The organism is Campylobacter sp. P0103, from assembly GCF_002139545.1.
Lineage (GTDB): Bacteria > Campylobacterota > Campylobacteria > Campylobacterales > Campylobacteraceae > Campylobacter > Campylobacter devanensis.
This window is the reverse complement of record NZ_MJKG01000004.1, coordinates 142,049-168,359: the sequence shown is the minus strand read 5'-3', so window position 1 is coordinate 168,359 and position 26,311 is coordinate 142,049. Positions and strand designations below refer to the sequence as shown.

Sequence of the window (26,311 nt, the reverse complement as noted above, 5' to 3'; positions counted from 1 at the left end):
GATGAATGATGTAGTGCTAACAAAAGAAAACTCAATGTTAGAAAAAGCATTTGAAAATGCTGATATTGCGCTTAGTAAGTCGTATTTGTCAAATCTAACAAATGGTGAAGTTTTATCTATAAAAACAAATAGCAATGATGTAAACTCGGTTGTTAGGTTTTTTAGTATAGGACAAATTATCACAAATAAAAGTGAAAATATGAGAGATAAACTCTCTAATGTTTTTCACTCTGTTTGGAACGCAAATGGCTCTATTTTATTGTTAATAAAAGGCAAAAAAGATAGCACAGAAATTTATATGGGAATAAAAAATGTGTTATTTGATGATAGCGATGATGGTATAAACCACACTACACTTTTATCAGAAATTCTAGAAAATAATTTAAAAGCAAATTTCCCTGGAACAAAATCTGAGCTAATAAGAAAACCAAAAGTTGAAGAGTTGCTAAGAGATATTAGCAACTCTTCAACTGTGGCTTCTGTCTCAGATATAGCAGCCTTACAAAGCGAAGAAGAAAATAAAGATAGAGTATTTATCCAAGGCATAGAAAAGCTAATTGATGCTATGAATGGAGATGAATATACTATGCTTTTAATAGCTGATCCAGTTAGTCAAAATGATTTAAAAATGGCAAAATTAGCATTAGAAAGTCAATATTCTCAATTAGTGCCATTTAGCGAAGTTCAAATTACACTTGGTGAAAATGCTTCAGTGGCTGCTGGTGAGACATTAACAAAATCTTATACAAAAACACTAAGCGAAGGTGTAACAAATACTATAACACATACTTCTGGGACAAGCAAAAATATAAGCAGAAGTGGAACAGCCATAGGTGCTAGCATGGGAGCTGGAGCTGGAGCTGTTATTGGAAGCGCTGTACCTGTAGTCGGCACAATTTTAGGTGGTGCTGTTGGTGGCGCTATCGGTGGTGTTTTGGGTACTCTTACATATGGTGATAGAAGCGAAGGCACAAATGAATCAGATAGCATAGCTAAAGCTACCACTACGACAACTAGCACGACAGAAGGCAACTCGGAATCAAAAAGCAAAACAATTACCTTAGGAAAATCAAAAGGTGTCCAAATCAAAACGGAAAATCATTCTATAAAAAGAATGCTAGAAAAGATAGATGAAACACTAAAAAGACTTGATGAATGTTCTGATATAGGTATGTGGAACTGTGCTATGTATTGTATAAGCGATAGTGAATATGTATCTAGATTAGCAGCTAGCACTTATCAATCTTTAATCCGCGGTAAAAATTCATCATTAGAAAATGGTGCTATAAATATATGGCGTGATGATGGCAAAGATAAAATCATGCCTTATTTAACTCACATGTGCCACCCAAAAATAAGAGTTAATGAGCTAGAAGTTACACCTGGAACATTAGTAAGTAGCTTGGAGCTTGCTATCCATGCTGGATTGCCAAATAAATCTATAGCTGGAATTCCAGTTATAGAATGTGCTGAGTTTGGTAGAACAGTATCATCTTATGATACACAAAATAGTGGATCTAAAATAGAGCTAGGAAAAATATTTCATATGCATAGCGAAGAAGAATTGCTAGTTAATTTATCAGCAAAAAGCCTTTGCTCACATACATTTATTACAGGTTCTACTGGTAGTGGCAAATCAAATACTGTGTATAAAATTCTAGAAAATTTACCTAGTGATGTGAAATTTCTAGTTGTTGAACCAGCTAAAGGGGAATACAAAAATGTATTTGGCAGCAAAGCAAAAGTATATGGCACAAATCCTAGTCTAACCGAGCTTTTAAAAATAAATCCATTTTCTTTCCCAAAAGAAATACATGTTTTAGAACACATTGATAGACTAATAGAAATATTTAATGTTTGCTGGCCTATGTATGCAGCTATGCCAGCTGTGCTAAAAGACGCAGTTGAAAAATCATATGAAGACGCTGGCTGGGATCTCACAAACAACACAAATGCTTATGGTGAAAATCTATATCCAGAATTCTCAGATGTAGCAAGAAATATCAAAAGCATCATAGACTCATCAGAGTATAATGCTGAAAATAAAGGCGCATATAAAGGCTCATTGCTTACTAGATTAAAATCGCTAACAAATGGGCTAAATGGGCTAATTTTTAACCGTGATGAAATATCTAGCGAAGAACTCTTTGATAAAAATGTGATAGTAGATCTTAGCAGAGTGGGTTCTGCTGAGACTAAATCTCTTATTATGGGTATTCTTGTGCTAAAACTACAAGAATACCGCATGTCTAATACTAATGGTATGAACTCAGATTTAAAACATATCACAGTGCTAGAAGAAGCACACAATCTACTAAAACGCACTAGCACAGAGCAAAGTAGTGAAAGCGCAAATCTAATAGGTAAATCAGTAGAAATGCTAACAAACGCAATAGCTGAGATGAGAACATATGGAGAAGGCTTTATCATAGCAGATCAAGCACCAGCACTTCTAGATATGGCAGTAATCCGCAATACAAATACAAAAATCATCATGCGCTTGCCAGACCAAGATGATAGAGAGCTAGTAGGCAAGGCAGCAAATCTAAATGACGACCAAATCGCAGAGCTTGCCAAACTGCCTTGTGGCGTGGCTGCTGTGTATCAAAATGAATGGATTGAACCTGTGCTGTGTAAAGTTGGTGTAGCTGAGAGTAAAAGTGATACTTATGAGTGCGATAGAACAACTAAAACAAAAGATGAGTCAGATACTGGTGGAATTAAAATTAAAATAGCAGATCTTTTGTGCAAAGGCATAAAAGTTGGCAAAGAAGAATTAGTAAAAGACCTTGATAAATTAAAACTAAAATCTAGCATTAGAGTAGAAATTCTAAAATATCTACAAAATCCACCAAAAGAAGCTAGTGTTTTACGGCTTGCGCCAATTATGTCAGAATTATTTCCAGTAGCAAAAAGGGCTTTTATGGAATCTTATAAAGCTTTTGTGTCCGATACAAAACAATGGTCTATAGCTACAGATAATGCTTTAGCAATAGAGATTGATGAGCTACGAAGAAAGATTAGACAGTGCATCATTACTGACTATATATGTAATGATGTAGGCGAAGTGTCTCAGCTTGAAAAATGGAGTTTTGATGGTGGTAAAATATGATGATGGAAATAGCCAAAGCTACTCTTAAAAGCACTGAGACCCCTAGCTCTTTTAATCCTGATAAAATGTTAAACTCAAATAAGGAATTAACAAAAAACTTTAATGAAACAGGCAACAAAAAGAGTTTTAATCCAGATAAAATGTTGGAGTCGAATGAAAAAAACTGTATAAAATGTCGCAATGAAGATTTGGCTGGGCAAGAGCATCCTCAAACTGGTGTACCCTTTAAGGAAAAAACAGTTACTGATGAAAATGGTAATGAAGTAAAAGGTGTTTTCCCTGAGTTTAAATCTGTATTTGATGCTCAATTACCTGATGAGTTAGAACAAGCTAGTGATAGCGAGCAATTTAAAGAGTGTAATAAACAGTTGCAAGAAGCCATAGAAAATGATCCAGAATTAGCCAGCAAGTTTACTGACGAACAGCTTGAGCAGGTCAAAAATGGAGATACACCTGATGGCTACACTTGGCATCATAATGAAGAAAAAGGTAAAATGCAGTTAGTGGATTCTGAAATACATGCCAAAACAGGACACACCGGCGGTAAAGCTATTTGGGGTGGTGGTTCTGAAAATAGATAAAAGGAGATAAAATGGAATGGAAATATGTAAAAAATACGACTATTGATAGAATTTTGGAAGTTGAAAAACAATATAATATCAAATTGCCAGAAGATTTGAAGCAGTGCATCTTAAGCTATAATAATGGTCGTCCTAGTTATAATATTTTTGATACACAAAAAACAAAGAATAGAACAATAAAAAAACTTCTTTCTTACAATAAAGAAGACAAAGAAAATATTTTCACTTTTGCTAATATTATTGGAGAAGAAAACAAAAATTGTTTCCCTATCGCAATTGATGAGTTTGGTAATTTTATCTGCCTGCAAGATAATAAGATAGTATTGTGGTTGCATGAAACAGCTAGTGTAGAGTTTATAGCAAATTCTTTTAATGAATTTTTGGAGCTTTTGCACAAATAAATTCTAATCTTACTATAAAATTAAAACTTTATTTTTAGATTTTTTGTCTGTAGCGACTTCTAAGATATGTATTTTAATAAATTTACTGATATTATCAGTAAATTTATTTTTTTAAGAAATTTGAAATTTTAAAGAAATTTATTTTTCTGTTTAGCGAATTTAAAATATTAAAAATATTTCTTTTTTTTAAGTGGGAAGGGGTGTGCTTTTTGGCAGATGAGTAGCGTGATAGCAAAAACGGTGTAAATCATCATTTGCGACGCTACGAAAGATAGCAACAACCTTGGCTTTCTTCCTTAACACCCCCCCCCAACCCCCTGGAAAAGCCTTTTAAAGTTGCTGTGCTGGGTGCAGATTTATACCATTTTTATCAAAACTCTTCGAGCTTTAATAAAAATGATTTTTGGGGTTAATATAAATTTGAATTTCATTTGTGAGTTATAAATTTTATTAAAATTTTTGTGGTTTTATGAATTTGAAATATCAAAGAAATTTGGATTTTGGATTGATTTTAGGTTTTGGTGTGAAAATGGGGTGAGGTTATAATTTAAAATTATTTTAAATTATAACCCAGAGTAATTAATTGTCGTTATATCCAAACTCTGTGCGAGTCAATAAAACTTCTTTCCAAAAGCTTTCTCTATTGATTATGGTCTCATCGTCGACGCTGGATTTGAAAATCTCTAAAATAGAATATTTGAAATTCTCTTTTATATACGCAAAATCTAATGGCTTTAAAAGCTTATTTCCGCCATGCCCATTTGCTATATAGTTACGCCAACGCCCAAGCAACATATTATCGCCATACGCTGAGCCAACATATTTTTTTCCAGTTTTTGTATCTACTATTAGGTACACAGCTTTTTGATTTTCCAAGGCTGTTTTCCATATAGGTGTTTCTATAAGACTTTCAAGCTCTCTCCAACTTACATTTACATTATCATAGCCTGGGAATTCTACTTTTATCACCTCTCTTTTGAGCTCTAAAACCTCTAAATTATCTAGGCATGTTTCGAGATTTGGATAACTTTGGCGGAAATCTTTTTTGAAGCCAACTACAAGTTTGCCTATAAATTCAGCGCCGATATCGGTTAGCCTTGTGTTATATTTATAAAGCTCTCTATCTGCTTCTTTTACTGTGCCAACTACACCCAAACTTTCATATATACCTACAAACAGCCATTCATCTTTATTTAAATAGCAAAAAGAAAGTATATATTTTCGTTCGAAGTTTTTTTGGGTTTGGAGTTCTTGATCGTCGTTGAATTTTCCATTTAAAAATATTTTTAGAGGTAGTTTGGCGTCTTTGCTATCCCCTCCCCCAATCGCAAAATGCGCTTTAAAATCTTTTTGATTTTCGGCCAAAAAAGGCAACAAATCTTTTAATTTCATTTTTACTCCTTTTAAGTTTGATTTTGTATTTAAGCTTCATCTGCGTTTAGACGCCCTATCTAAAAGGAGATGAATGTGAAATTAGAGATTACTTAATTTTATTAAGATCTAATTTTATAGCTTCATTATCGATATGGCTAATGCCTGAATTTAAGATATTTTGTGCTATCTCTTTGGCTTCATCTAGTGAGTGCATTTTGTATGTTCCGCATTGAAATTTGTTTAATTCTGGGATATCGCTTTGGCTTTTTACAGATAGGATGTCATTCATAGATAGTCGCCAAGCCTCGATAACATCATCTATTTTAGGTGTTCCGATGAGACTCATATAAAATCCCGTCCTACAACCCATCGGCGATATATCTATGATTTCAATACTATTTGAATTTAGATGATCTCTCATAAAACCCGCAAAAAGATGCTCTAATGTGTGAATTCCACGCTCTGGCAAGATATCTACATTTGGCTTACAAAATCTTAAATCAAAAACACTAATATCATCGCCTTTTGGGGTTTTCATCACCTTAGCAAGTCTAACGCCTGGGGCGTTCATAATAGTATGATCTACGCAAAAACTATCAAGTAATGGCATATTCTTTCCTTTATAATTTTTGCGTAATTGTATCAAAAATTAGCTGAAATTTGCTCTGATTTGGTCGCACCAATTTGAAATTCTAGAATCTACTTCATCGCCATGGTTGTCAAAATCAAGTGCCAATCCCACAAATCCGCCATCTCTAGCTGCTCTTGACTCTGTAAAATCATATTTTGGAGCCTCTGTAGCACCTACGATATTTGCGCCTAATTCTGTGCATTTTTCAAACAAAATACCCAAAGCATCGCAATATGTATCATCATAGCTAGAGCTATCGCCAACGCCAAATAAAGCAACTGTTTTGCCACTTAAGCTTAGCTCAGAAAAGTCAAAAGCATCCATATCATCTTGTAAATCACCGCTTCCCCAAGTTGATGAGCCGATTATTAATTTATCAAATCCATTAATCTCATCTGCTGAAGTCTCAGATATATTCAAAACTGTATCGATACCTAAATTTGCTGCGATTTTATTCGCTGCTTCTTCTGCGTTTCCCATTGAACTACCAAAAATTACTGCTGTCATATTTACCTTTCACATTTAAATTCACGATCCAAACCAAAAACTTTACAATATTCGCAATACACACAACTCACGCTTCTTTTAGCGCAAACTAGCTTGATATTGCGTTTTTTGGCTTGAGTTTTTATCTTTTTCATCGTGTTATGATTTAAAAAACTAGTTAGCATTACAACGCATTCTACCTCTTGAGGTATGGGCTTGCGATTTACTCTATTTTCGTTTCTCGCATCCCAATGCTCTATCTTGCTAACGCCTAAACCTTGTAAAACTGCCCTAATCGGTGCTATCTCATCTGCGCCTATTACTAAAACTGACATCGCTTGCCTTTGTAGTATTTTGATAATTATTATTATAATATAGCTATTATAAATTTTAGCTTATTTTGATTATAATTATCAAAAATATTTTTAAAAGCTCTTTTTTAGCACCATAAAAAGATTAAATTCAAATTTATATAAAATTATAATTGATAAATAATATCAACTATACTACCTTATTCCTCCTTATTTTATCTTATTTAATTAAGAGCTAAATGATACGATTTAGCTAAAAAAGTATATCTAAAATATAATAACTAAATATAAATTCATTAATTAAATTTTCGTTTATACCTATCTAAAAGCGTAACATTTCCTAATATTCCACCTTGATGAATGTATAAAATTTCATTTTGAAATTTATCTAGATTATTCATCAAAGTAAGCCACCCTACTCCATCATACAGTAATTCAAACTCTATATTGCTATCTAAAAGCTCTTTATATATCTCATAAATTTCAAGATACAACTTACCAAAATGATATTTTTTAGGCGGATTTAATATCTTAACCTTATTAAATGGATCAAGGGTTGAAATTTGCTCTTTTAAATACTTCGCATCGCCTACACAAGGCACGCTCCAAACAGACATATCTTTTAAATTTTTAGCTAAAAATGTAGCACTACACCCTGTCCCACTAGGCAAAAATATATCAAATTTTATGCCATTTTTTTTGGCAAAATCCATAATTATCTTAGCTTGTTCTTTAAATCCAAATTCAGCTTCGCGCATTGCTACACCCTCAGGAATGAAAAGATCTGTACTTGATTTACATTCATCCTGAGCTGATTTTGATGGGTTAGCACTTATTTTAATATCCATACCATTTTTTAATGCGTAAGCATAATTTCCACATGGATTATTTAATAAAAAATCACAAATATGATTGGTAAAATATATAAATTTAACTCCACGCATTTTAGCCAAAAGACTAATAGAATACATAGCATTTGACTGGCTTGAGCCATATGAAATTATGCGATTTATGTGGTTTAAATTTGAGTTTAGCAAAAAGGCAAGCTTTCTAGCTTTATTACCATTAAACTCGCCACCTATTAAATCATCTCGCAAAACCCAAAATCTACGCCCTCTAAAGTAGATTGGTTCAATTGACACGCTGATTTAAAACCTTATCAATGAAATATTTAGGATCTTGTAAATCAAATTTAATTTTTATCCTAAAGCTTGCTACTGGGTCTTCTAGACCATCTTTTAATATTGGCTCACTATTACTTTTTCCAATAGCAACCAAATATCTACTTAAACTTTCATTTTTATAAATTGCGTAGGCAAATTTCATAATCTCTAACGCTCGTTTTTGGGATAAATCTAGATTATGCATATATCCACCATCGCTATCTGTATGACATTCAATGATAATTTTATTGATATTTTGCACTACTTCAGAACTTAGCATATGATCTAAATATACCTTAAAAATTCGGCGCAGGTCAAATTTGGCATCATCTCTAATAACTGATGAGTTAATGTTAAAAATCTTTGCTGCATCCATAGTAATCTCAGCAGTTTTAGGATCTATCTGCGCCATATTTACTAGCTTAGACTTAAGAGATAAAGCGATATTTTCTCTAATTTTTGTATAGTTTTCTAAGCTGCTTTTATAATTTTGTAAGTCGTTTTCAATAGCATCTATTTGAATATCTCGCTGATTGATTTGATTATTTAGATCGCTTATTAACTCCTCTTGCTTATTAATATGTGCTGTTAGTTCATCATTTTTTAAACTAATCACATCCAAGCTATTATTTATAGTTGATGTTGCTTTACTTAGTTCTTTATTTAAATTTAAATAAAGCTGCTCAATATTATTACTATCAGAATTTGATTTTAGTTGCTCAATAAAGTTTTTAATGCTCTCGTGCTTTTTATTTAACTCCTTATTTGCAGCATTTAAAGAAGCGATATTATCATTTAAATCCTTTTGGAGGTATGCTAAATTTGAAGCAGAGATGGAGTATCGTACAACTACTACCCCAACTACTAAAACAAAGATAAAAAATAACCCTGTTATAAGTCCAATATAGCTAAGCCAAAAGCTTGATCTCTCATCATTTGATATATTAATTCTCATCAATCTTTCTTCTCATCACTTGATTTTGATTCTTCTTCATCTGATTTTGATATAGTTTCAAAGTCAGTTTTTTCTAGCATCTCTAGGGCGATATTTGCTTCATTATCTATCTCTTGGATACTTTTTTTAAGCTCTTCAACAATAACAGTACTACTATCTTTACCTACGCTCTCCTCATCAAATGCATCTTTAAATGCTTGCATACCATCGACAATAGCAATCTTAAACCCATCTAAAGCAAGCTGCTGCTTCTCAAGAATATTTACACTAAACTCCTCTAGCGATCTTTCAAATTTGATGATATTCATACCTAGATTATAAACAGTTTTATCAAGCTTTGCAACTTTCTCATCGCTAATGCTTTGCAGCCTTGCATAACTCTCGCTCCATCTAATTTGTAACTCTTTTATATTGCTATTGAATAAATTTAAAACATTAATAATTTCAGCATGAATCTTAATCATATCTTTTTGATCTCTTTGTGATCTTATTAACATATCCATTGTCTGTTTAATATGCTCACCACTTACTTTTACAGCTTCCTCTTCAGTCTGTAAAAGCTTAGTAAAATTATCAAATTTTTTCTGCACAACATTATCAAGCTCTTTGAAAAATTCTTGTTTACTAACATAATCAAATATTACTCCAATTTTCTCAAAGCTACCTAATGTCTCTTGCATATATCTTTTTTGAATCTCATCAGAAGTCCAAAAAAACGACATCGTAGCATTCTTTTGTCTAGCAATTAGTCTCTCAAATCTACTAATGCCATATCGCTCAAAAAATATCCACCAAAGCGCTAAAAATACCCCATAAGCACACAGATAAAAAGATGCCCCAATACCTGCAAATAATTGAGTAATCTCGCTCTCTAAACTAAGCATATCAGCTGAGCTTAAAACCGGCATAGATATAGCAATGCTTATAAATGTCCCAAAAACTCCAAGCATAGGAAAAACTCCAGTCGCCACAGTTGCAAAGTTGTCATTTCGCACATCTTTAGAGTATCTAGAAGCAAATTCATCAAAGCTGCCATTTGATTTTCTCTCCTTACCAATTGTAAGTAGAGTTTTAATGATATAATTTTTTAGCTCTTTTTTAAATATATCTTTTTTTTGTTCAAATAGACAACACCCAAGCTCAGCACTATGTCTAGCAAAAGCTAATGCTACAACAAGCATAAGTCCCATAATAATAACAATATCAAGTCCAACTTTAAATTTTATAATATCAAAATAGCACAGTATACACATTATATATACCAAAATCGGCACTAATACAATTTTAAAATATACAAATTTACTCTGTCTATTTCCGCTTTCAGGCAGATATATCTCGCCAAGCTCGCTCTCTTTTTCCATTTAAATTTCCTTTTAATTACACTAAGATTAACCATCAAAGATAGCTAAGCTTAAAGTAATTTAGCCAAAGATATCTTTGGCTAAATAATTTAATTTTTATTAATACAGTTTAAATCCTCAAAAGCTTCTAAAAGTCTTTTTACCATACTTTCTTCGCCTTCTCTTAGCCATTTTCTAGGATCATAGTATTTTTTATTTGGCTTATCGCTACCTTCTGGGTTTCCTATTTGACCTTGTAAATAGTCATGATTTTTAGCCTCATATCCACGCACACCATCCCAAAATGCCCACTGAGTATCAGTATCGATATTCATCTTAATCACACCGTAGCTTACTGCTGCTTTAATATCAGCTAACTCGCTACCGCTGCCACCATGAAATACAAAATTTACCGGTTTATTGCTAGATGTATTAAATTTACTCTTAATATACTCTTGAGAATTTTTAAGAATCTCTGGACGAAGCACAACATTACCGGGTTTATAGACACCATGCACATTACCAAAACTTGCAGCTATGCTAAATTTATCACTAATCTTGCCAAGTCTTTCGTATGCTATGGCTACATCTTCAGGCTGAGTGTATAAAAGCGCATTATCTACATTTGTATTATCTACGCCATCTTCTTCACCGCCAGTTACACCAAGTTCAATCTCAAGTGCTATGCCAAGGTCGCTTAGAGTTTTTAAATACTCTTGACAAGTAGCCAAATTCTCTTCTAATGGCTCTTCGCTTAGATCTAGCATATGTGAGCTAAATAAAGGAACTTTGCAACTTTTAATATTTTCGCGACTAGCCTCTATAAGAGAATCAATCCACGGTAAAAGCTTTCTAGCAGCATGATCAGTATGTAAAACCACAGGAATTCCATATGCTTGGGCTAGTAGATGAACCTGTTTAGCTCCAGCTATAGCGCCAAGTACATCACCATTTGGGCAAGCCTTACCAGCGTAATAGCTTGCGCCACCATTACTAAATTGTACTATAACAGGCGAATTTGCTTTTTTGGCTGCTTCCATTACTGCATTTATAGAGTGACTTCCTACGACATTAACTGCTGGAATTGCAAAGCCTTCACTTTTAGCATACTCATATAACTTGCTAAGATCCTCACCCCAGACTACGCCAGGTTTAACGATATTTGTTACTCCCATATCATACCCCTATTATTTGTATTCTATTTTTGCACCTTGTCTTAGTTCGTTCATTTTGTCTTGCATTACAGTTCTAAATTTTTCACTTCTTAATTGCTCTTCTATGTTCTTTTTAACTTTATCATATGATACTGTTGTTTTAGCTTTTGAATCCTCTTTTAAGATTACATGATATCCAAATTCACTCTTAACTGGTTTTATAGTGATTGTTCCATTTTTTAGAGCAAATGCAGCCTTGCTAAATGCAGGAACCATTCTAGATTCATCAAACCAACCTAGCTCGCCACCATTCATAGCACTACCTTTGTCTATTGATTTAGTTTTAGCTAGTTCGCTAAATTTAGCTGTTAATGCATCACCTTTTAAACCTTTTAATTGAGCGATTATATCTTCAGCCTCTTTTTGAGTACCCACTAAGATATGTTTTGCTTTTGCTTGAGCTGGACTGACAAAAATTGTATCTTTATTTTTATCATAAAATGCTTTTACATCAGCTTCAGAGATTTTTACTTTTTTATATTCATTTTGTGTCCAAACATTTCTTAAAACATTGTCTTGGCTAAATTCAAGAGCTTCTTTATACTCTTTTGTTTTTTCAACACCATCTTTTTTAGCTTGTTCTAAAATCAATTGACCATTAATAGCCATATCTATTAATTGTTTTTTCATTTGATCTGGAATTTTATCAAAATCTGCACCATGCGCACCAAGTAGTGGAGCTAAATCTTTATCAGTAATCTCCTCACCATTTACAGTTGCTAAAACCGCTGCATTTAAACTCATAGTAGCAGCTAAGCTAAGAGCTAGAAATAGACCTTTTTTCATCTGTTTTCCTTCAGTATTAAATTTTTAAAATAAGTCCAGTATTATACTATAAATTTGATTATATCTTATTGAATTTAGATTATGTTTTTTATATTTTGTTATAATTAAAACATGAGAAGTAAAAAAGATATAAATGAGATAAAAGCGCTATTTTTAGAGCATTTTAGCGGAGCAAAGACTGAGTTAAATTTTAAAAATCTATATGAGCTTTTAGTAGCTGTAATGCTCTCAGCCCAATGCACTGATAAAAGAGTAAATTTAATCACACCAGCACTATTTGAGGCTTATCCAGACGCACATTCACTTGCTAAAGCAAATTTATCAACTCTAAAACTGCTAATAAATAGTTGTAGCTTTTTTAACAATAAAGCTACAAATTTAATCAAAATGGCAAATTCAGTTATTAGCGAATTTGGCGGAGAGATTCCATTAGATGAAAAAAGCTTAGTAAAACTTGCTGGCGTAGGACAAAAGACAGCTCATGTAGTACTTATTGAGTATCAAAATGCAAATTTAATGGCAGTTGATACCCATGTTTTTCGTGTCTCGCATAGACTTGGGCTTAGCAAAGCTAAAACGCCAGAAGCTACTGAGATAGATTTGGTTAAAGCTTTTAAAACTGAGCTTAATACTTTACATCAAGCAATGGTACTACATGGACGCTACACATGCAAAGCACTCAAACCAAAGTGTAATGAGTGCTTTTTAAATCACATTTGCAAGGCTAAAATTTAGCTACTAGACTAGCTTTGCTAAGCTAGGATTTGTTCTCTTCATCCCAGCTTTGCAGTGACTCTTTTATTGTATCTCTAGTAGCTTCAATCATTCCAGCAAGACTAAAGAAATAGTATCCATGCTGCCTTACATACTCAAATATCTTTTTATCTTTATCATTTTTGGTGCGTTCAGGTTTTACCATTAATTCGCCAAATTCCATCTCTTGATGAATACAAAAGTTATTTACTACATGGTAATAAACAGTATCAAAAACCTCATCGTTCTTAAAGTTATTTTTAAATCTATCAATTCTCTCTTTTAATTCATAAAATTTAGGATAATGAGGCTCTTTGCCACGAGAGATATCACGATTAGCATTTTCTACAGCTTTGCTAATCTTTTTAAATAACTCTTCACAAAGCTTTTGCTTTTCTAGACCATATTTGATCAGATTTTCTACTAATGCCTTTTGATGTTTTATTACTGCTTTTGATTCTTCAAGACTAATTGGCTCAGGCTTGATTACTGTTTTAATACTATTTTCGGCTAATATTTCATCTACTAATTCACTAAATGGCTTTTCTATCATTCCATGAATTCTAGCCCCACCTTCAGTAGCGTTATAAACTTTAAATGCATAATCATAATGAGTTGGCTCCATCATAGATTCAAAATACCAACGGAAGAAATTCCAAACATCAGTAGTTTTTACTTCACCATCTCCACCATAAGCTATGGCAGTTTGCGGTCTTTGTCTAGCATTTGGATTAATTGTCATAGTACCATCTTCTTTTATATAATTTTCAAATATATTTCCCTTAGCATGGCTAGCTCCATCTTTACCAAAGGCAAGGTCTTGACCGATAAATATAATTCTTTCGCATTTAAGCATAAGAGCCATATCAAAAGCAAAGTGTGCCGAGCTAGGCCCTTTACACATAAATGGAATCTCATCTTTTAAGATAAACTCAAATCTAATTGGCCTATGAGCATAAGTGCGATTTCGCCCTTCTAAATTTTTACTAGTTTGGGGATGAGTTAGAGATGCTACCATAAATACTATATCATTATCAAATTCGCTTGGCTGACTTTGGAAAAACTCGCTAGTCTTCTCTACTCTCTCCATTGTAGTTACAAAATCAGGCTTAATACCATTTATCTTAAGCACATGATATGAAGCATCTGGAATTAAAATTAATGCGTGTGGGGCAACCTTTCTTAAAAGCTCAATCTGTTTATTTAGACTTGGGCCAGTAGAGGCTATGATAGCTGTCTTATTTTTGCCTTGATTTAATTCAATTATATCTTTTAACTGAATTCCGCTATAAATATGAGGTATATTTGCCACAACATGTTTGATACCAAGTAAATTATCGTAAGCATCATTACCCATATTTAGAATCATTTTAGATGATAATTCTATAAGTTTTTTATTGATTTTTTGTGCTATTTGGCCATAATTTTTAGCATAATAATCACTATAAACATGAAAATCATAATTTCTAATATTTGCTACAACTGCTGGGTAATTGCATAAAACTTCCATTTGACCACTTCTAAAATAATCTGGATGAACCACGATAAATCTCTCATTAAATATATCAGCACCAAAATCACAAAGATTAAATGCTATAAATATAATCTCAATCTCTGGTTCAAATACTATAATCTTTTCATGGGTTTGGTTTTGTAGTAATTTGGTATAAAAATTTCCATTTCCAAGTCCAAAGAAAAATAGCGATGGATATAGTGCATATTCATCTTTAAATTTTTCCAACATCGCATTTGTATGAGCTGCTGGAGACTCAGTATAAATTGGCTCTTTAAGCTCGGTATTTATTATATTTATATCCAAATTTGTCTTACCAGCAAATACATCAAATTTAGTATTGCTTTTTAAATCATACACAGCCTTTGCTAATCTAAAATTTATAGCACTAAGTGCTACAATATTTTTTATAAAATTTGATGGAGTACCCTCGGCTTTAAATCTAGCCTCTAATTCACGCTGAAACTCTTCAAATGCCTGCGCTTCAGCCTCTTTGTCATAATTTTGCATATATCTCCTTCGTGCTTTTTAGCATTATACTAAATTTTATCTTAAGTATCATAAGATTACTGCTTTAAAAAGTCAAATTTAAAAAAGTTATTCACTGTTTTTTCACTATGTGAAAATCTAGTCAAATACCCATTAATTCAAGCTTTAAACCTTATTTAATCACAGATTAAATTATATAAATTTAACTATTAATGTGAATTTAAATCAATATGTGAATAAATCTCAAATTTAATCACATAAATTCACATCACCCCTCAAAAGTTACCATCTCAGCAGGATGATTGTGTGTTTTTTCCACAAAACGAGTATAAATAGATTGAAATACCAACTCAATAGTTCCAGTTGGGCCATTTCTATTTTTACCAATAATTATCTCAGCACTTTCTTCTACTTTATTTCTACTAAACTTAGGGGTATATTCTTTACCTTCGAGCTTTGCTTTTTGAATTTTCTCATTCTCCTCTTGCTCTAAATAAACCTCATTTCTATAAACAAATAAAATCGTATCAGCATCTTGTTCGATTGCTCCAGACTCACGCAAATCGCTTAGCATTGGTCGTTTATTGGCTCTTGATTCTAGACTTCTATTTAACTGCGAAAGAGCTACAACTGGCAAATTTAACTCTCTAGCTAAAAGCTTTAATCCCCTTGAAATCTCTGCAATTTGCAAATGGCGATCACTATATGCTGATGAGTTTGTCATAAGGCCGATATAATCAATCACGCATAGTTTTATCTCTGGATGAGCGCTTTTTAATTTTCTCATTTGAGTACGAACCTGATGAATAGTAGCATTACCGCTATCATAGACAAAAAGCTTTTTTTGACTCATCATATCACACGCATTACTTAAGCGTTCAATTTCATCATTATCCATATCTGATGTCATAAGATTTTGTAAATTTATCGATGTTTTAGCGCTTAATAACCTTAACATAAGCTGAGTTGCAGGCATTTCAAGAGAGAAAAATACTACACCTAAGTTTTGATCTAGTACCCTTTGTACCAAATTTAGCACAAATGTAGTTTTTCCCATACCAGGGCGAGCTGCGATAATGACTAAATCACCATCTTTAAATCCCTTTGTCCGCTCATTTAATTCACGAAAACCAGTATCAAGCCCTACTACATCATGATCTTTGGCAAGCTTTTGCTTATTTAACTCTTCAATTAAATCAACCACAATCTCTTTAGCATTTTTTATCACGCCACTACCTACGCCATCTACTAAAGAGTAAATTTCGCTACTAATCTCATCTACCATATCACGGCCAGGCTTATTCTCATTTACCTTGCTTGGGATTTGATTTGCTACTTTGACTAGCGATCTTTTGATAGAAAATTCTTTAAGCTCTGTGGCGTATTTTTTGATATCTAGGATTGAATTTGTAGTAAGAACGCTATTAAAAACCTCTTCATTAAATTTAGTCCCCAAATGCTTTTTGACAAAGGCTATATCTACCGGATCATCACTATTTAAGCAACTTTGCATAGCTGCAAATATATCTTCATGAGCTTTTAAATAGAAATCTTTTGGGCTGATAATATCATAAATTTCACCCAAATTATCTTGCTCAAATAATATCGCACTCAATATCGAGCGCTCCATATCTAGGTCATATAAATTTGAGTTTATCTCATTCATTTCTAGCCTTTAGCTCATCATCTATCTCTTGTAAAAATCTATCTACTAGTTCAGACTCAGACAATCTAGCTACCACCTCTCCATGACGCATTATAAGCCCATTTCCCTTGCCAAAAGCGATAGCCACATCTGCACCCTTTGCCTCTCCAATTGCATTTACTATACAGCCCATTACGCTTATATTTAATGGTGCGGTTATGTGGGCTGTTTTTTCTTCTACTATCTTTATAGCGCTTACTAAATCACTTTGGAGCCTACCACATGTAGGACATGAGATGATATTTAATCCGCTTCTTTGCACTCCACTATCTTGTAAAATTGCCTTAGCTACCCTAATCTCCTCTTCAAGCTCTCCTGTGATACTAACTCTCATAGTATCGCCGATCCCCTCCATCAAAAGCCCACCAAGTGCTATAGCTGATTTTATCGTAGCGTGAAATGTCGTTCCAGCTTCTGTAACTCCTAGATGAAATGGATAATCCACCATTGGACGCAACGCTCTATATGCTGCCATTGTATTTGCCGTATCGCTGCTTTTTAAACTCACAGCAATATCTCTAAAATCAAAATCTTCTAAAAGCTTAATATTATACAAAGCACTCTCTACCATAGCTTTGACGCTTCTGCCATATTTTTGCTCAAACTGCTCTTCTAAGCTACCGCTATTTACACCAATTCTTATAGGTAAATTTCGCTCTTTACACGCATTCACCACCTTTTTAATCTTCTCTTTACCACCGATATTACCCGGATTTATCCTAATAGCATCTACAAATTCAGCCACAGCCAAGGCATAAAGATGGTTAAAGTGTATATCAGCCACGATCGGCAGTGGGCTATCTTTTTTAACCTGCCTAAGCCCTTCTATATCATCTTTATTAAACACAGCACACCGCACTATATCGCACCCCGCAAAATATAAGCGGTTAATCTGCTCTAAAGTACCAGCTACATCTCTTGTTTTAGAAAATGTCATTGACTGAACACTGATAGGAGCGTCACCGCCTATCTTTACACTGCCTACTTGAATTTGTCTTGTTTTGTATCTTTGCATTATCATCACTCAAATAAATTTTAAAGCCATAAGTCTATCTAAAATTTAATAAAAATATTGTAAAATACCGAATTAAAATAGCACATTTAAGGAAATTAATGCGAAAAATCATAACCCAAATTCTCACCTTTACAGCCATATATATGGTGATCTTTGCTCTTATGAGAGCGGTGATGCTATATAACCTAATTGAGCGTGATATTGATGATTGGGGTGGTGTATTTTGGCATGGGCTTGGGCATGATATGCGGACTTTTAGTGCTATATTTTTACCTATATTTTTATGTGGAGTTCTTAGCTATTTGGGCGGATTTATCAGATTAAATTTAGCCAAATTTTATCAAATTTTCTCTAGCATTTATATAGCCATTGTATCATTTATCGTGGCTATTTTTGCATTTATCAACTACTACTATTATCAAATTTATCAAAATAAGATTGATATGTTTATATTTGGGCTTAAAGATGATGATACCTCGGCTTTATTATCCATTATTTATAGAGATTATCCGGTGGTTTTGATAGTTATATCTGCGGTGATTTTTGCTATTTTTTCTATATATTTAAATAAAAAAATCTTAAATCTCAAATTCCCTAAAAACACCAAACCGCTTTGGGTATTGATAATTTGTAATATCATCTTGATTTATGGATATATCGTTGCTTTAAGAGGACATGTAAGCTATAACGCACTTAGAGCTTCTACATATCAATTTAGCACATTTAAGCCATTTAATGAAATCTCTACTAATCCTATTATGGCACTATCTTGGGCGATAAAAGAGTATAAAAATCAAGCCAATTTCCCATTTGTAAAGATGAGTAGAATCAAAGAGTTTGAAAAGAGCTTATTTCCACTATTTAACACAACTTCTCAAAATCCAAATCACGCTAAAATGCATATACATTTTAACCTTATGGAGAGTTTTGGGCTTGGGTTATTACAAGAGGATGAGAGATTAGAAAAGCTTCTTTTAGGCTCATTATATAGCCATTTTCAAAGCGATTTTGTATTCAAAAGATTTTTGCCATCAACTAACGGGACAATAGATAGCTTAAATAGAATACTATTTCAAAGCCCTATAATCAATCTCACAAGTAGCAAATTTCAAAAGACTAAGCTACCTTTATCAGTTATTGATATCTATAAAAAAACTGGCTATAGAGTGGTTTTTGCTTATGCGGGGAATTCTGCTTGGTATAATATAAATTACTTTTTAAAAGCTCAAGGTGTAGATGAGATTATAGATGAGACTATACTAATGCAAGAGTATACAAATGCCAAAGAGTCTAAGCATCCATATGGGATAAAAGATGAGTATATGTATAACAAGATTTATGAGATTTTTAATAATGCAACCAAACCAACTCTAATTATCTCTCTTGGGATTTCAAACCATCCTCCATATTTACACAAAGGTAAAAATGAGCTAAATTTAGATCTAAATAGCTCTGAGATTAGTCGTTATTCTACTGACTATAAAGCACTATTAAACGCATATAGCTACGCAAATAACAGCTTTGGAGATTATTTAAATAAGATCAAAAATAGCAAATTCAAAGATAAAATAATAGTAGCAGCAACTGGCGATCATGCAAATAGAGAGTATAAATTTGATTATAAAAATGAGATAGCTTTTGGGATTAGTGTGCCATTTTATCTATATATACCACAAAATTTACAAAACAATATCTATTATGACAAAGATAGAATCGGCTCGCATAAAGATATATTTCCAACTCTATATAATCTTAGTCTAAATAATACCAAATATCTAAGCATGGGTGGTAGAGATATGTTATCTAAACCTAGTGATACTAAGATGGAGTTTGCAATGCATATAAATGTCTGGGCTGATAATGATGGCATATATCCAATATCAAGCACTAAAGGATATAGATATCAAAACTCAAATACATTAAAAAATAGTAATGATAGCTTTGAGCTTGATGAATCAAAAGCTCAGTTTCATAAGCTATATGAAGAGTTTAGTTACTATCAGTTAGCTTGGAGATTAGGATTGATGAAGTAGTTAAATTTGATTTATTAAATAAGCCAATTTGATAAAATAAACAAACCCGCTATATAAAGCGGGTTTTATAAATTAGTTTTCTAATTTGTAGTTTTCAATTAGGTTGAAGTTTAGATATTTATAGATCTCATCTTCTTTACCAGCAAGTTTAGCTGGAACAATCTTCATATACTCTTCTACACTTGGCAGTCTTCCTAGCATAGCACACACCGCTGCAAGCTCAGCAGAACCTAGATAAACTTGAGCGCCCATACCCATACGATTATCAAAGTTTCTTGTAGAGGTTGAGAATACTATAGCATTATCAGCTACTCTAGCTTGGTTACCCATACATAGTGAGCATCCTGGCACCTCTGTCCTAGCACCGGCTGCACCAAATAGTGAGTATCTACCCTCGGCTCTTAATTGGGCTTCATCCATTTTTGTAGGTGGAACAACCCATAATCTAGTAGGCACTTGACCTTCGCCTTTTAAGACTTCGCTTAAAGCTCTATAATGGCCGATATTTGTCATACAGCTACCTACGAAAACTTCATCTATATTTTTAGGGCGTTTTGGATCAGCTAAAATTTCACTTAGAGTAGCCACATCATCTGGGTCATTTGGACACGCCAAAATCGGCTCAGTGATCTCATCCATATTGATCTCAATTATAGTGTGATATTTCGCATTTTTATCAGCTTGTAATAACTCTGGGTTTTCTAGCCATTTTTTCATCTTATCACGGCGACGAGCTAAAGTTTTATCACTGCCATATCCCGCTTCTATCATAGCGTCAATTAGAGTTATATTGGATTTTAGATACTCTATTACAGGCTCTTTATTTAGAGCAATAGCACATGCTGCGGCACTTCTTTCAGCACTTGCGTCACTTAATTCAAATGCTTGTTCTACTTTAAGATCTGGTAAGCCTTCAATCTCAAGCACTTTACCGGCAAATACATTTACTTTGCCTTTTTTCTCTACTGTTAAAAGACCTTTTTTGATAGCGTAATATGGGATAGCATTTACTAAATCTCTTAGAGTTATGCCCGGTTGCATCTTACCACTAAATCTTACCAAAACTGACTCTGGCATATTTAATGGCATTGAGCCTAAAACCGCCGCAAAAGCCACTAGACCACTACCTGCTGGAAAGCTTATACCGATAGGGAAACGAGTATGAGAGTCCCCACCTGTTCCTACTGAATCAGGTAAAACCATTCTATTTAACCATGAGTGGATAACGCCATCACCTGGTTTTAAGCTCACACCACCACGACTAATCATAAAATCTGGTAAAGTTTTATGCATTAAAGCATCTGTTGGTTTCGGATAGGCTGCTGTGTGGCAAAAGCTTTGTAATACAAAATCGGCTGAAAATCCAAGACTTGCAAGCTCTTTTATCTCATCTCTTGTCATTGGGCCTGTTGTATCTTGGCTACCTACTGTTAGAGTAATAGGCTCTACATACATACCTGGACGAACACCATCTAAGCCACACGCACGGCCGACCATTTTTTGTGCTAGAGTGTAACCTGCGCTATCATCACTTGCTGGTTGTGCTGGTTTAATAAAGATATCTTCACTACCTAAATTTAGCTCAGCCCTAGCCTTAGCACATAGGCTTCTAGCTATAATTAGTGGGATTCTACCACCGGCTTTTACTTCATCTTTTAGAGTGTTTGGCTCAAGTTTGAAAGTTTTTATCACATTACCATCTTTTACTATCTCGCCTTTGTGTGGGTAAATTTCAATCTCATCACCAGTTTCTAAGCCATCTACATTTACGATAATTGGTAAAGCACCGCTATCTTCAGCAGTGTTAAAGAATATTGGAGCGATGATGCTACCCAGGATTACACCACCTGTTTTTTTGTTTGGGATTCCTGGAATTTCACGACCTATATGCCATTGAATTGAGTTGATACCGCTCTTTCTTGAGCTACCTGTTCCAACTACATCACCTACATAGACAACTTCACGACCGCTTTTTTTAAGCTCGGCAATTTTTTCTAAGCTACCTGGTTGGCGTTTCATTAACATAGCATTTGCGTGAAGTGGTATGTCCGAGCGGCTAAATGCCTCACTAGCTGGACTTAAATCATCAGTATTAGTCTCGCCTGGGACTTTAAATACTATAGCCTCGATCTTTTCAGGGATATCATCTCTAGATTTAAACCACTCAGCATTTGCCCAGCTTTTGATAACTTCAGCAGCAAATTTGTTTCCCTCTTTAGCAAGGTGCGCTACATCATTGAAGTAATCATGAACAAAAATTGTATTTTTTAATACATCTGCAGCAGCTTTTGCTACGCTCTCATCACTACTTCTAAGAGTAGCCACAAGCACTATAACGCTATATCCGCCAAGCATTGGCTCAAGCATTTTCACAGCATCAATTTTGCTAATCAAACTACAATTTAAGCCGTGATTTATAATCTCATTTAAAAACTCAGCTTTAACCTTAGCTGCATCATCAACGCCTGGATTAACACGATTTGCTAACAAATCAACAAGTTCTGCACTAGCAGATGATTTAAGTAATTCGCATACCTCTTTTGTCTGCTCTTTAGTAAGCGGAAGTGGTGGAATACCAAGTTTTGCGCGTTCATCTTTAGCGCTATTGTATTGTTCAAAAAAGCCCATTTTCATCCTTTAAAAAAAATTTTTGATTATTCTACCAAAAAAAATAAAAATTTAGTAGTAAAAAATAACTTAGATTTTATATTTTAGTATATTTTAAATTTTCTATAATTCAAATTTAGAGAAAATGTAAAAATAGCTATCAAATTATGATAAAAATTTAATAGCTATTTGATTGCTTTAAAAAGCTAAATTTACCTACTATGGTTAAAATCTAGCACGAAGTCCCATATTTTTATACTGCTCAATCTCAGCAATATACTCAGCATGCTGTTTATCAAGCTCATTTGTTAGATATGAGATTAGCTTAGCATCTGATTTTTTATGACCTGAAACTAATGAAATAAATTTAAGATAAGGAATTGCATCAGAAGGTACATGCCCACGATTTTTTGCTGGAATTGGGAATTTTTGAATGAAATACAACGATGCTTTTTCTATCTCTTCTTTGGTTGAATTCTTATTAGATACGATAATTAGTAGATCTTCTAAAGTGATCTTTGGTTCATCCTCTTTTTGCTGAGTTGTCTGTTTTGGTGCGCTTGAGCCGCGGCTGAGCGATTTTATCACAACCACGACAATCACACCCAAAACGACAGCTACTGTAGCCATCGCAATAAATATAATACTTTCGTTCAACTTAAACCTCCTAAATTTATTACAGTCTAGCGCTATATGACCTTTTGCGATAAGCAAGTAGGCTAATAACTACCATTACCACAAGTGCTATCCAGACAAAATTTGGTACTGGTACAGCATCACCAGCCGCATAACTATGCATTCCAACTAAATAGAAATTCACCCCAAAATAGGTCATTATAATCGCACTATAAGCAAACATAGACGCCACAGCGAAGGCGTATTGCGAATTTACTTTTGGTATAAATCTCATATGAACTACAGCCGCATATACTAAAATGCTAACCAAAGCCCAAGTCTCCTTGCTATCCCAACCCCAGTATCTTCCCCAACTCTCATTAGCCCAGACACCGCCTAAGAAGTTACCTACAACAAGCAAGCTAAGACCCAAAATCATCGCCATTTCATTGATTCTAGTGGCTTCAATTATATTTCTAGTAAGCTCTTTATTCTCATTTTTGCCTTGAAGTGCAAATAAAACCAAAGTAAATAGCCCAAGAAGAGCACAAAGCCCTAAAAATCCATAACTAGCCGTTATTACACTTACATGGATTGTGAGCCAATAACTTTTTAAAACCGGCACTAAATTTGTAATCTGCGGATCGAGCCAACTAAGATGAGCTACAAATAGAGTAACCCCGGCTAAAATAGATGTCAAAGCTAGTGATATAGCTGAACTTCTAGCAAACATTGTCCCGCTAAATGCCAAACACCAAGCTATAAATACCAAGCTCTCATATCCATCACTCCAAGGCGCATGCTCTGCGATATACCATCTAAGTCCCATACCAATAGTGTGAGCGATAAATGCTAAGATATTGACCCAATAGGCAATTTTAAAAATTAAATTTATTTTAATTTTAGGGCGTAACATCTTAACAAATACTACTATTAAAAGTGCAAAACCGGCCAAAAGATATACTGGAGTTAAATTTTGAAATATCTTATATTTATTAAATGCTAATTCTAAATCTACCCTATTACTAGCCGGCATTACGGTTGCACCAAATTCAGCCTGATATTTTTTAATCGCTTCTATAGCTTCATCGGCTTTACTCCACTCGCCACTATCTTGTGCTTCAAGTACTGCAGTAAAATATCTTTGTAGCATTATAGCTACATTTGATGCCTCTTCACCGCTAAGCTCCATAAGTGCTCCACCAGGACTAAGCCAAGTATTATTATAATCATCTTTTTTAGGTATTACTCTAAACATCTCTCCTATAAATACCATATAAAGAATATTTAGCTTCTCATCAGCTTTTATAACATCTTTATCAAAAAGCCCCCTTGTAGCTGGTGCTTTACGATTAGCAAGTTCTGTGAATTTAATTAGCTTATACTCTATTTGACCATCTTTATTAGGGCCAAAGAAATCATCAAAACTAGCATATTTTTGACTTTTTGGAATTCCTAATACCTTTTTTAACTCATCATCGCTAATTTTAATAATTGGTACGGAACGCCAATTTTCTGAATTTGCCATCATTGATAAAAATACAGCATTAGCACCCATTGATTGAAACTTATCACTGCGGTAAATTTTATTTAAAATCTCGTGTGCCATAGTATCAAATGGTTTCATTCTACCATCTGAACCTTGTATAATTAGAGTTGATACCTTATCTATATGGCTTTGTGGAATTTGTGGCATTGTTAGAGCATAGCTATTTTTAGCACCAAATATTGCCAGTCCAGCTATTAAAATCAGCCCAAGCGCCTTGGTATTTGCCTCATTTACAGCTTTAGCCAGTTTTCTAAATCTTGAATGAGGATTCATAACATTTAATAAAAGCCCTAAAGTTAATAAGAAATATCCAATATATGTAGGCCATTTGCCCGGATCGCTATTGACTGATAAGATAGTACCACCTTCATCAGAATCATAACTACTTTGGAAGAATCTATAACCTTTATAATCAAGCACATTATTCATATAAATTCTATAATCCATCTTAAAATCTCCATCTTCTACGACTACATCACTGCTATAACTCATTGGTGAGTTTGACCCAGGATATCTAGCTAGCTCAAAATCTTTTAGATATATGCTAAATGGCAATGTAATAGCCATTGGAGACCATGCTACATAGAATTTCTGTCCGCCAACCTCTACTGCTTCAGGCGGGTAATTGCTCAATATCGCAATATCTTTGCTATCGTTATTATAGCTTAGGGTTGCTATGATAGCATCTGCGCCTGCTACATTTTCGCCGGCTTTTTTCACACCTTTTATAGCACTTACCTTCATCGTTCTAGGTGCGAAATTCACACCACCAATGCTATATAATCTAAGCCCCGCAAATTCAACTTCTTTATCTTTTGGTAATTCGCCTTTACTCATATCGCTCATCACCATATAGCTTATATCTTGATTGGTTTTTATATAAAATTTACTATCTTTAATATAAATTTGGATATATTCGGATTTTGTAGGTTCAGCACCAAAGCTAAAGCTCATATCGCCAACTTCAAATTTATCCCCAAGTTTCATAGTGACTGATTCACTATTGCTCTCATCAGAAAACATAAGTTCCAAAACCGCCTCACCATTAGGGCTATCGATCCAAGCTGGTGTAGCATTTGGAGTAAAATCTTTATATTTCAAAGTGGCCAATTTATCATGGATATTGAGTCTTAAATTAAAATCATTTCCTATAGTACTAGATATATATTTTGGCTCAGAGACTGTGTAAGTATTATTACCATCGCTTGATATCATTTGGATATAGCTTTGCATTGTTCTTATCTCGTTGCTACTATCATTTTCACGGATACTCATATGCCCTTCAAAACCAAAATATCTCGTGATACCCGCACCAACTAAGATAAATAAAAAGCTTAAATGAAATATAAAAGCGGGGAGTTTTTTAAGCTTAAAAAGTTTATATTCATAGATATTATAAACTAAATTCACCCCCAAAATCAGCTGAATTAATGCAAACCATCCAGCACCATAGACCAAAGCCCAAGCAGTTTGTGTATTATAAACGCTCTCAATAATTGTCGCAGCACCACTAGCAAACGCAAAAATCAAGAAAAATACAACAGCTGAGCCCATACTAAAAAATAATTTATGAATAATACCCATAAATGCCCTCAGTAAAAAAATTAATTTGCGATTATATTAAATATAAATAAACATTTTTAAAATAATTTTTCCTTAAAATAAAATTATTTTATTA

The 26,311-nt window shown here is 33.7% G+C and carries 20 protein-coding genes; 5 read left to right on the top strand and 15 right to left on the bottom strand.

All coding sequences use genetic code 11. The annotated features are described in order from the left end of the window. Position 1 precedes the first annotated feature (1 nt). Genes CIGNP103_RS05970 through CIGNP103_RS05960 form a run of 3 tightly spaced genes read left to right on the top strand, consistent with a single transcriptional unit; the run spans position 2 to position 4,094 of the window. Positions 2-3,112 carry an ATP-binding protein gene (locus tag CIGNP103_RS05970; protein WP_180381799.1) on the top strand — a complete coding sequence of 1,037 codons (3,111 nt, stop codon included), beginning with the start codon at positions 2-4 and terminating at the stop codon, positions 3,110-3,112. Next, positions 3,109-3,693, top strand: a complete 585-nt coding sequence (locus CIGNP103_RS05965; protein ID WP_086234585.1) for an HNH endonuclease — start codon at positions 3,109-3,111, stop codon at positions 3,691-3,693. The genes CIGNP103_RS05970 and CIGNP103_RS05965 overlap by 4 nt, the downstream gene beginning before the upstream one ends. An 11-nt stretch (positions 3,694-3,704) precedes the next feature. After that, positions 3,705-4,094 (top strand): SMI1/KNR4 family protein, encoded by a 390-nt coding sequence (locus tag CIGNP103_RS05960; protein WP_086234586.1) that lies wholly within the window; start codon positions 3,705-3,707, stop codon positions 4,092-4,094. A gap of 579 nt (positions 4,095-4,673) precedes the next feature. On the opposite strand, the gene CIGNP103_RS05955 is transcribed toward CIGNP103_RS05960, so the two are convergent. The 9 genes from CIGNP103_RS05955 to CIGNP103_RS05915 form a co-directional block, all read right to left on the bottom strand. Then, positions 4,674-5,486, bottom strand: a complete 813-nt coding sequence (locus tag CIGNP103_RS05955; protein ID WP_086268760.1) for a GIY-YIG nuclease family protein — start codon at positions 5,484-5,486, stop codon at positions 4,674-4,676. Positions 5,487-5,574: 88 nt separating this feature from the next. Then, on the bottom strand, positions 5,575-6,078 hold the full coding sequence (gene luxS, locus CIGNP103_RS05950; RefSeq protein ID WP_086268759.1) for an S-ribosylhomocysteine lyase: 504 nt from the start codon (positions 6,076-6,078) through the stop codon (positions 5,575-5,577). 39 nt (positions 6,079-6,117) lie between these two features. Then, positions 6,118-6,606: a flavodoxin FldA gene (gene fldA / locus CIGNP103_RS05945; protein WP_086268758.1), complete on the bottom strand. Its 489-nt coding sequence runs from the start codon at positions 6,604-6,606 to the stop codon at positions 6,118-6,120. A 2-nt stretch (positions 6,607-6,608) separates the two neighbouring features. Further along, positions 6,609-6,920, bottom strand: coding sequence for a DUF2325 domain-containing protein (locus CIGNP103_RS05940; protein ID WP_086226164.1), 312 nt, complete (start codon positions 6,918-6,920; stop codon positions 6,609-6,611). A gap of 272 nt (positions 6,921-7,192) precedes the next feature. Next, positions 7,193-8,038: a 1-aminocyclopropane-1-carboxylate deaminase gene (locus tag CIGNP103_RS05935; RefSeq protein ID WP_086268757.1), complete on the bottom strand. Its 846-nt coding sequence runs from the start codon at positions 8,036-8,038 to the stop codon at positions 7,193-7,195. After that, the gene (locus CIGNP103_RS05930; protein WP_086268756.1) at positions 8,028-9,014 is read right to left on the bottom strand and encodes an OmpA family protein; all 987 of its coding nucleotides are present in this window, start codon (positions 9,012-9,014) and stop codon (positions 8,028-8,030) included. Before CIGNP103_RS05930 ends, CIGNP103_RS05935 begins: the two co-directional genes overlap by 11 nt. Next, positions 9,014-10,375, bottom strand: coding sequence for a MotA/TolQ/ExbB proton channel family protein (locus CIGNP103_RS05925; protein ID WP_086268755.1), 1,362 nt, complete (start codon positions 10,373-10,375; stop codon positions 9,014-9,016). The genes CIGNP103_RS05930 and CIGNP103_RS05925 overlap by 1 nt, the downstream gene beginning before the upstream one ends. 89 nt (positions 10,376-10,464) lie before the next feature. After that, positions 10,465-11,529 (bottom strand): class II fructose-bisphosphate aldolase, encoded by a 1,065-nt coding sequence (fbaA, locus tag CIGNP103_RS05920; RefSeq protein ID WP_086224691.1) that lies wholly within the window; start codon positions 11,527-11,529, stop codon positions 10,465-10,467. A gap of 12 nt (positions 11,530-11,541) precedes the next feature. Next, positions 11,542-12,354, bottom strand: coding sequence for a peptidylprolyl isomerase (locus CIGNP103_RS05915; protein ID WP_086232913.1), 813 nt, complete (start codon positions 12,352-12,354; stop codon positions 11,542-11,544). A 111-nt stretch (positions 12,355-12,465) separates the two neighbouring features. Between CIGNP103_RS05915 and nth the strand changes: the two genes are divergently transcribed. Beyond that, positions 12,466-13,089, top strand: coding sequence for an endonuclease III (gene nth / locus CIGNP103_RS05910; RefSeq protein ID WP_086234593.1), 624 nt, complete (start codon positions 12,466-12,468; stop codon positions 13,087-13,089). 22 nt (positions 13,090-13,111) lie between these two features. Here the strand turns inward: nth and CIGNP103_RS05905 are convergent, their stop codons facing one another. The 3 genes from CIGNP103_RS05905 to ispG form a co-directional block, all read right to left on the bottom strand. Further along, entirely contained in the window at positions 13,112-15,130 is a 2,019-nt protein-coding gene (locus CIGNP103_RS05905) for a motility associated factor glycosyltransferase family protein (protein ID WP_086268754.1), read from the bottom strand. 247 nt (positions 15,131-15,377) lie between these two features. After that, positions 15,378-16,775, bottom strand: a complete 1,398-nt coding sequence (locus CIGNP103_RS05900) for a replicative DNA helicase (RefSeq protein ID WP_086226170.1) — start codon at positions 16,773-16,775, stop codon at positions 15,378-15,380. Beyond that, complete coding sequence (gene ispG, locus CIGNP103_RS05895; RefSeq protein WP_086268766.1) at positions 16,768-17,829, bottom strand: flavodoxin-dependent (E)-4-hydroxy-3-methylbut-2-enyl-diphosphate synthase; 1,062 nt, start codon at positions 17,827-17,829, stop codon at positions 16,768-16,770. The genes CIGNP103_RS05900 and ispG overlap by 8 nt, the downstream gene beginning before the upstream one ends. A 98-nt stretch (positions 17,830-17,927) precedes the next feature. Here ispG and CIGNP103_RS05890 point away from each other — a divergent pair, with 98 nt between their 5' ends. Then, positions 17,928-19,862: an LTA synthase family protein gene (locus CIGNP103_RS05890; protein ID WP_086268753.1), complete on the top strand. Its 1,935-nt coding sequence runs from the start codon at positions 17,928-17,930 to the stop codon at positions 19,860-19,862. A 72-nt stretch (positions 19,863-19,934) separates the two neighbouring features. On the opposite strand, the gene CIGNP103_RS05885 is transcribed toward CIGNP103_RS05890, so the two are convergent. From CIGNP103_RS05885 to ccsA, 3 genes are all read right to left on the bottom strand, one after another. Continuing rightward, positions 19,935-22,490 (bottom strand): bifunctional aconitate hydratase 2/2-methylisocitrate dehydratase, encoded by a 2,556-nt coding sequence (locus CIGNP103_RS05885; RefSeq protein ID WP_086268752.1) that lies wholly within the window; start codon positions 22,488-22,490, stop codon positions 19,935-19,937. 204 nt (positions 22,491-22,694) lie between these two features. Further along, the gene (locus CIGNP103_RS05880; RefSeq protein WP_086236135.1) at positions 22,695-23,126 is read right to left on the bottom strand and encodes a hypothetical protein; all 432 of its coding nucleotides are present in this window, start codon (positions 23,124-23,126) and stop codon (positions 22,695-22,697) included. Positions 23,127-23,145: 19 nt separating this feature from the next. After that, positions 23,146-26,217 carry a cytochrome c biogenesis protein gene (ccsA, locus tag CIGNP103_RS05875; protein ID WP_086268751.1) on the bottom strand — a complete coding sequence of 1,024 codons (3,072 nt, stop codon included), beginning with the start codon at positions 26,215-26,217 and terminating at the stop codon, positions 23,146-23,148. Positions 26,218-26,311: the final 94 nt, after the last annotated feature.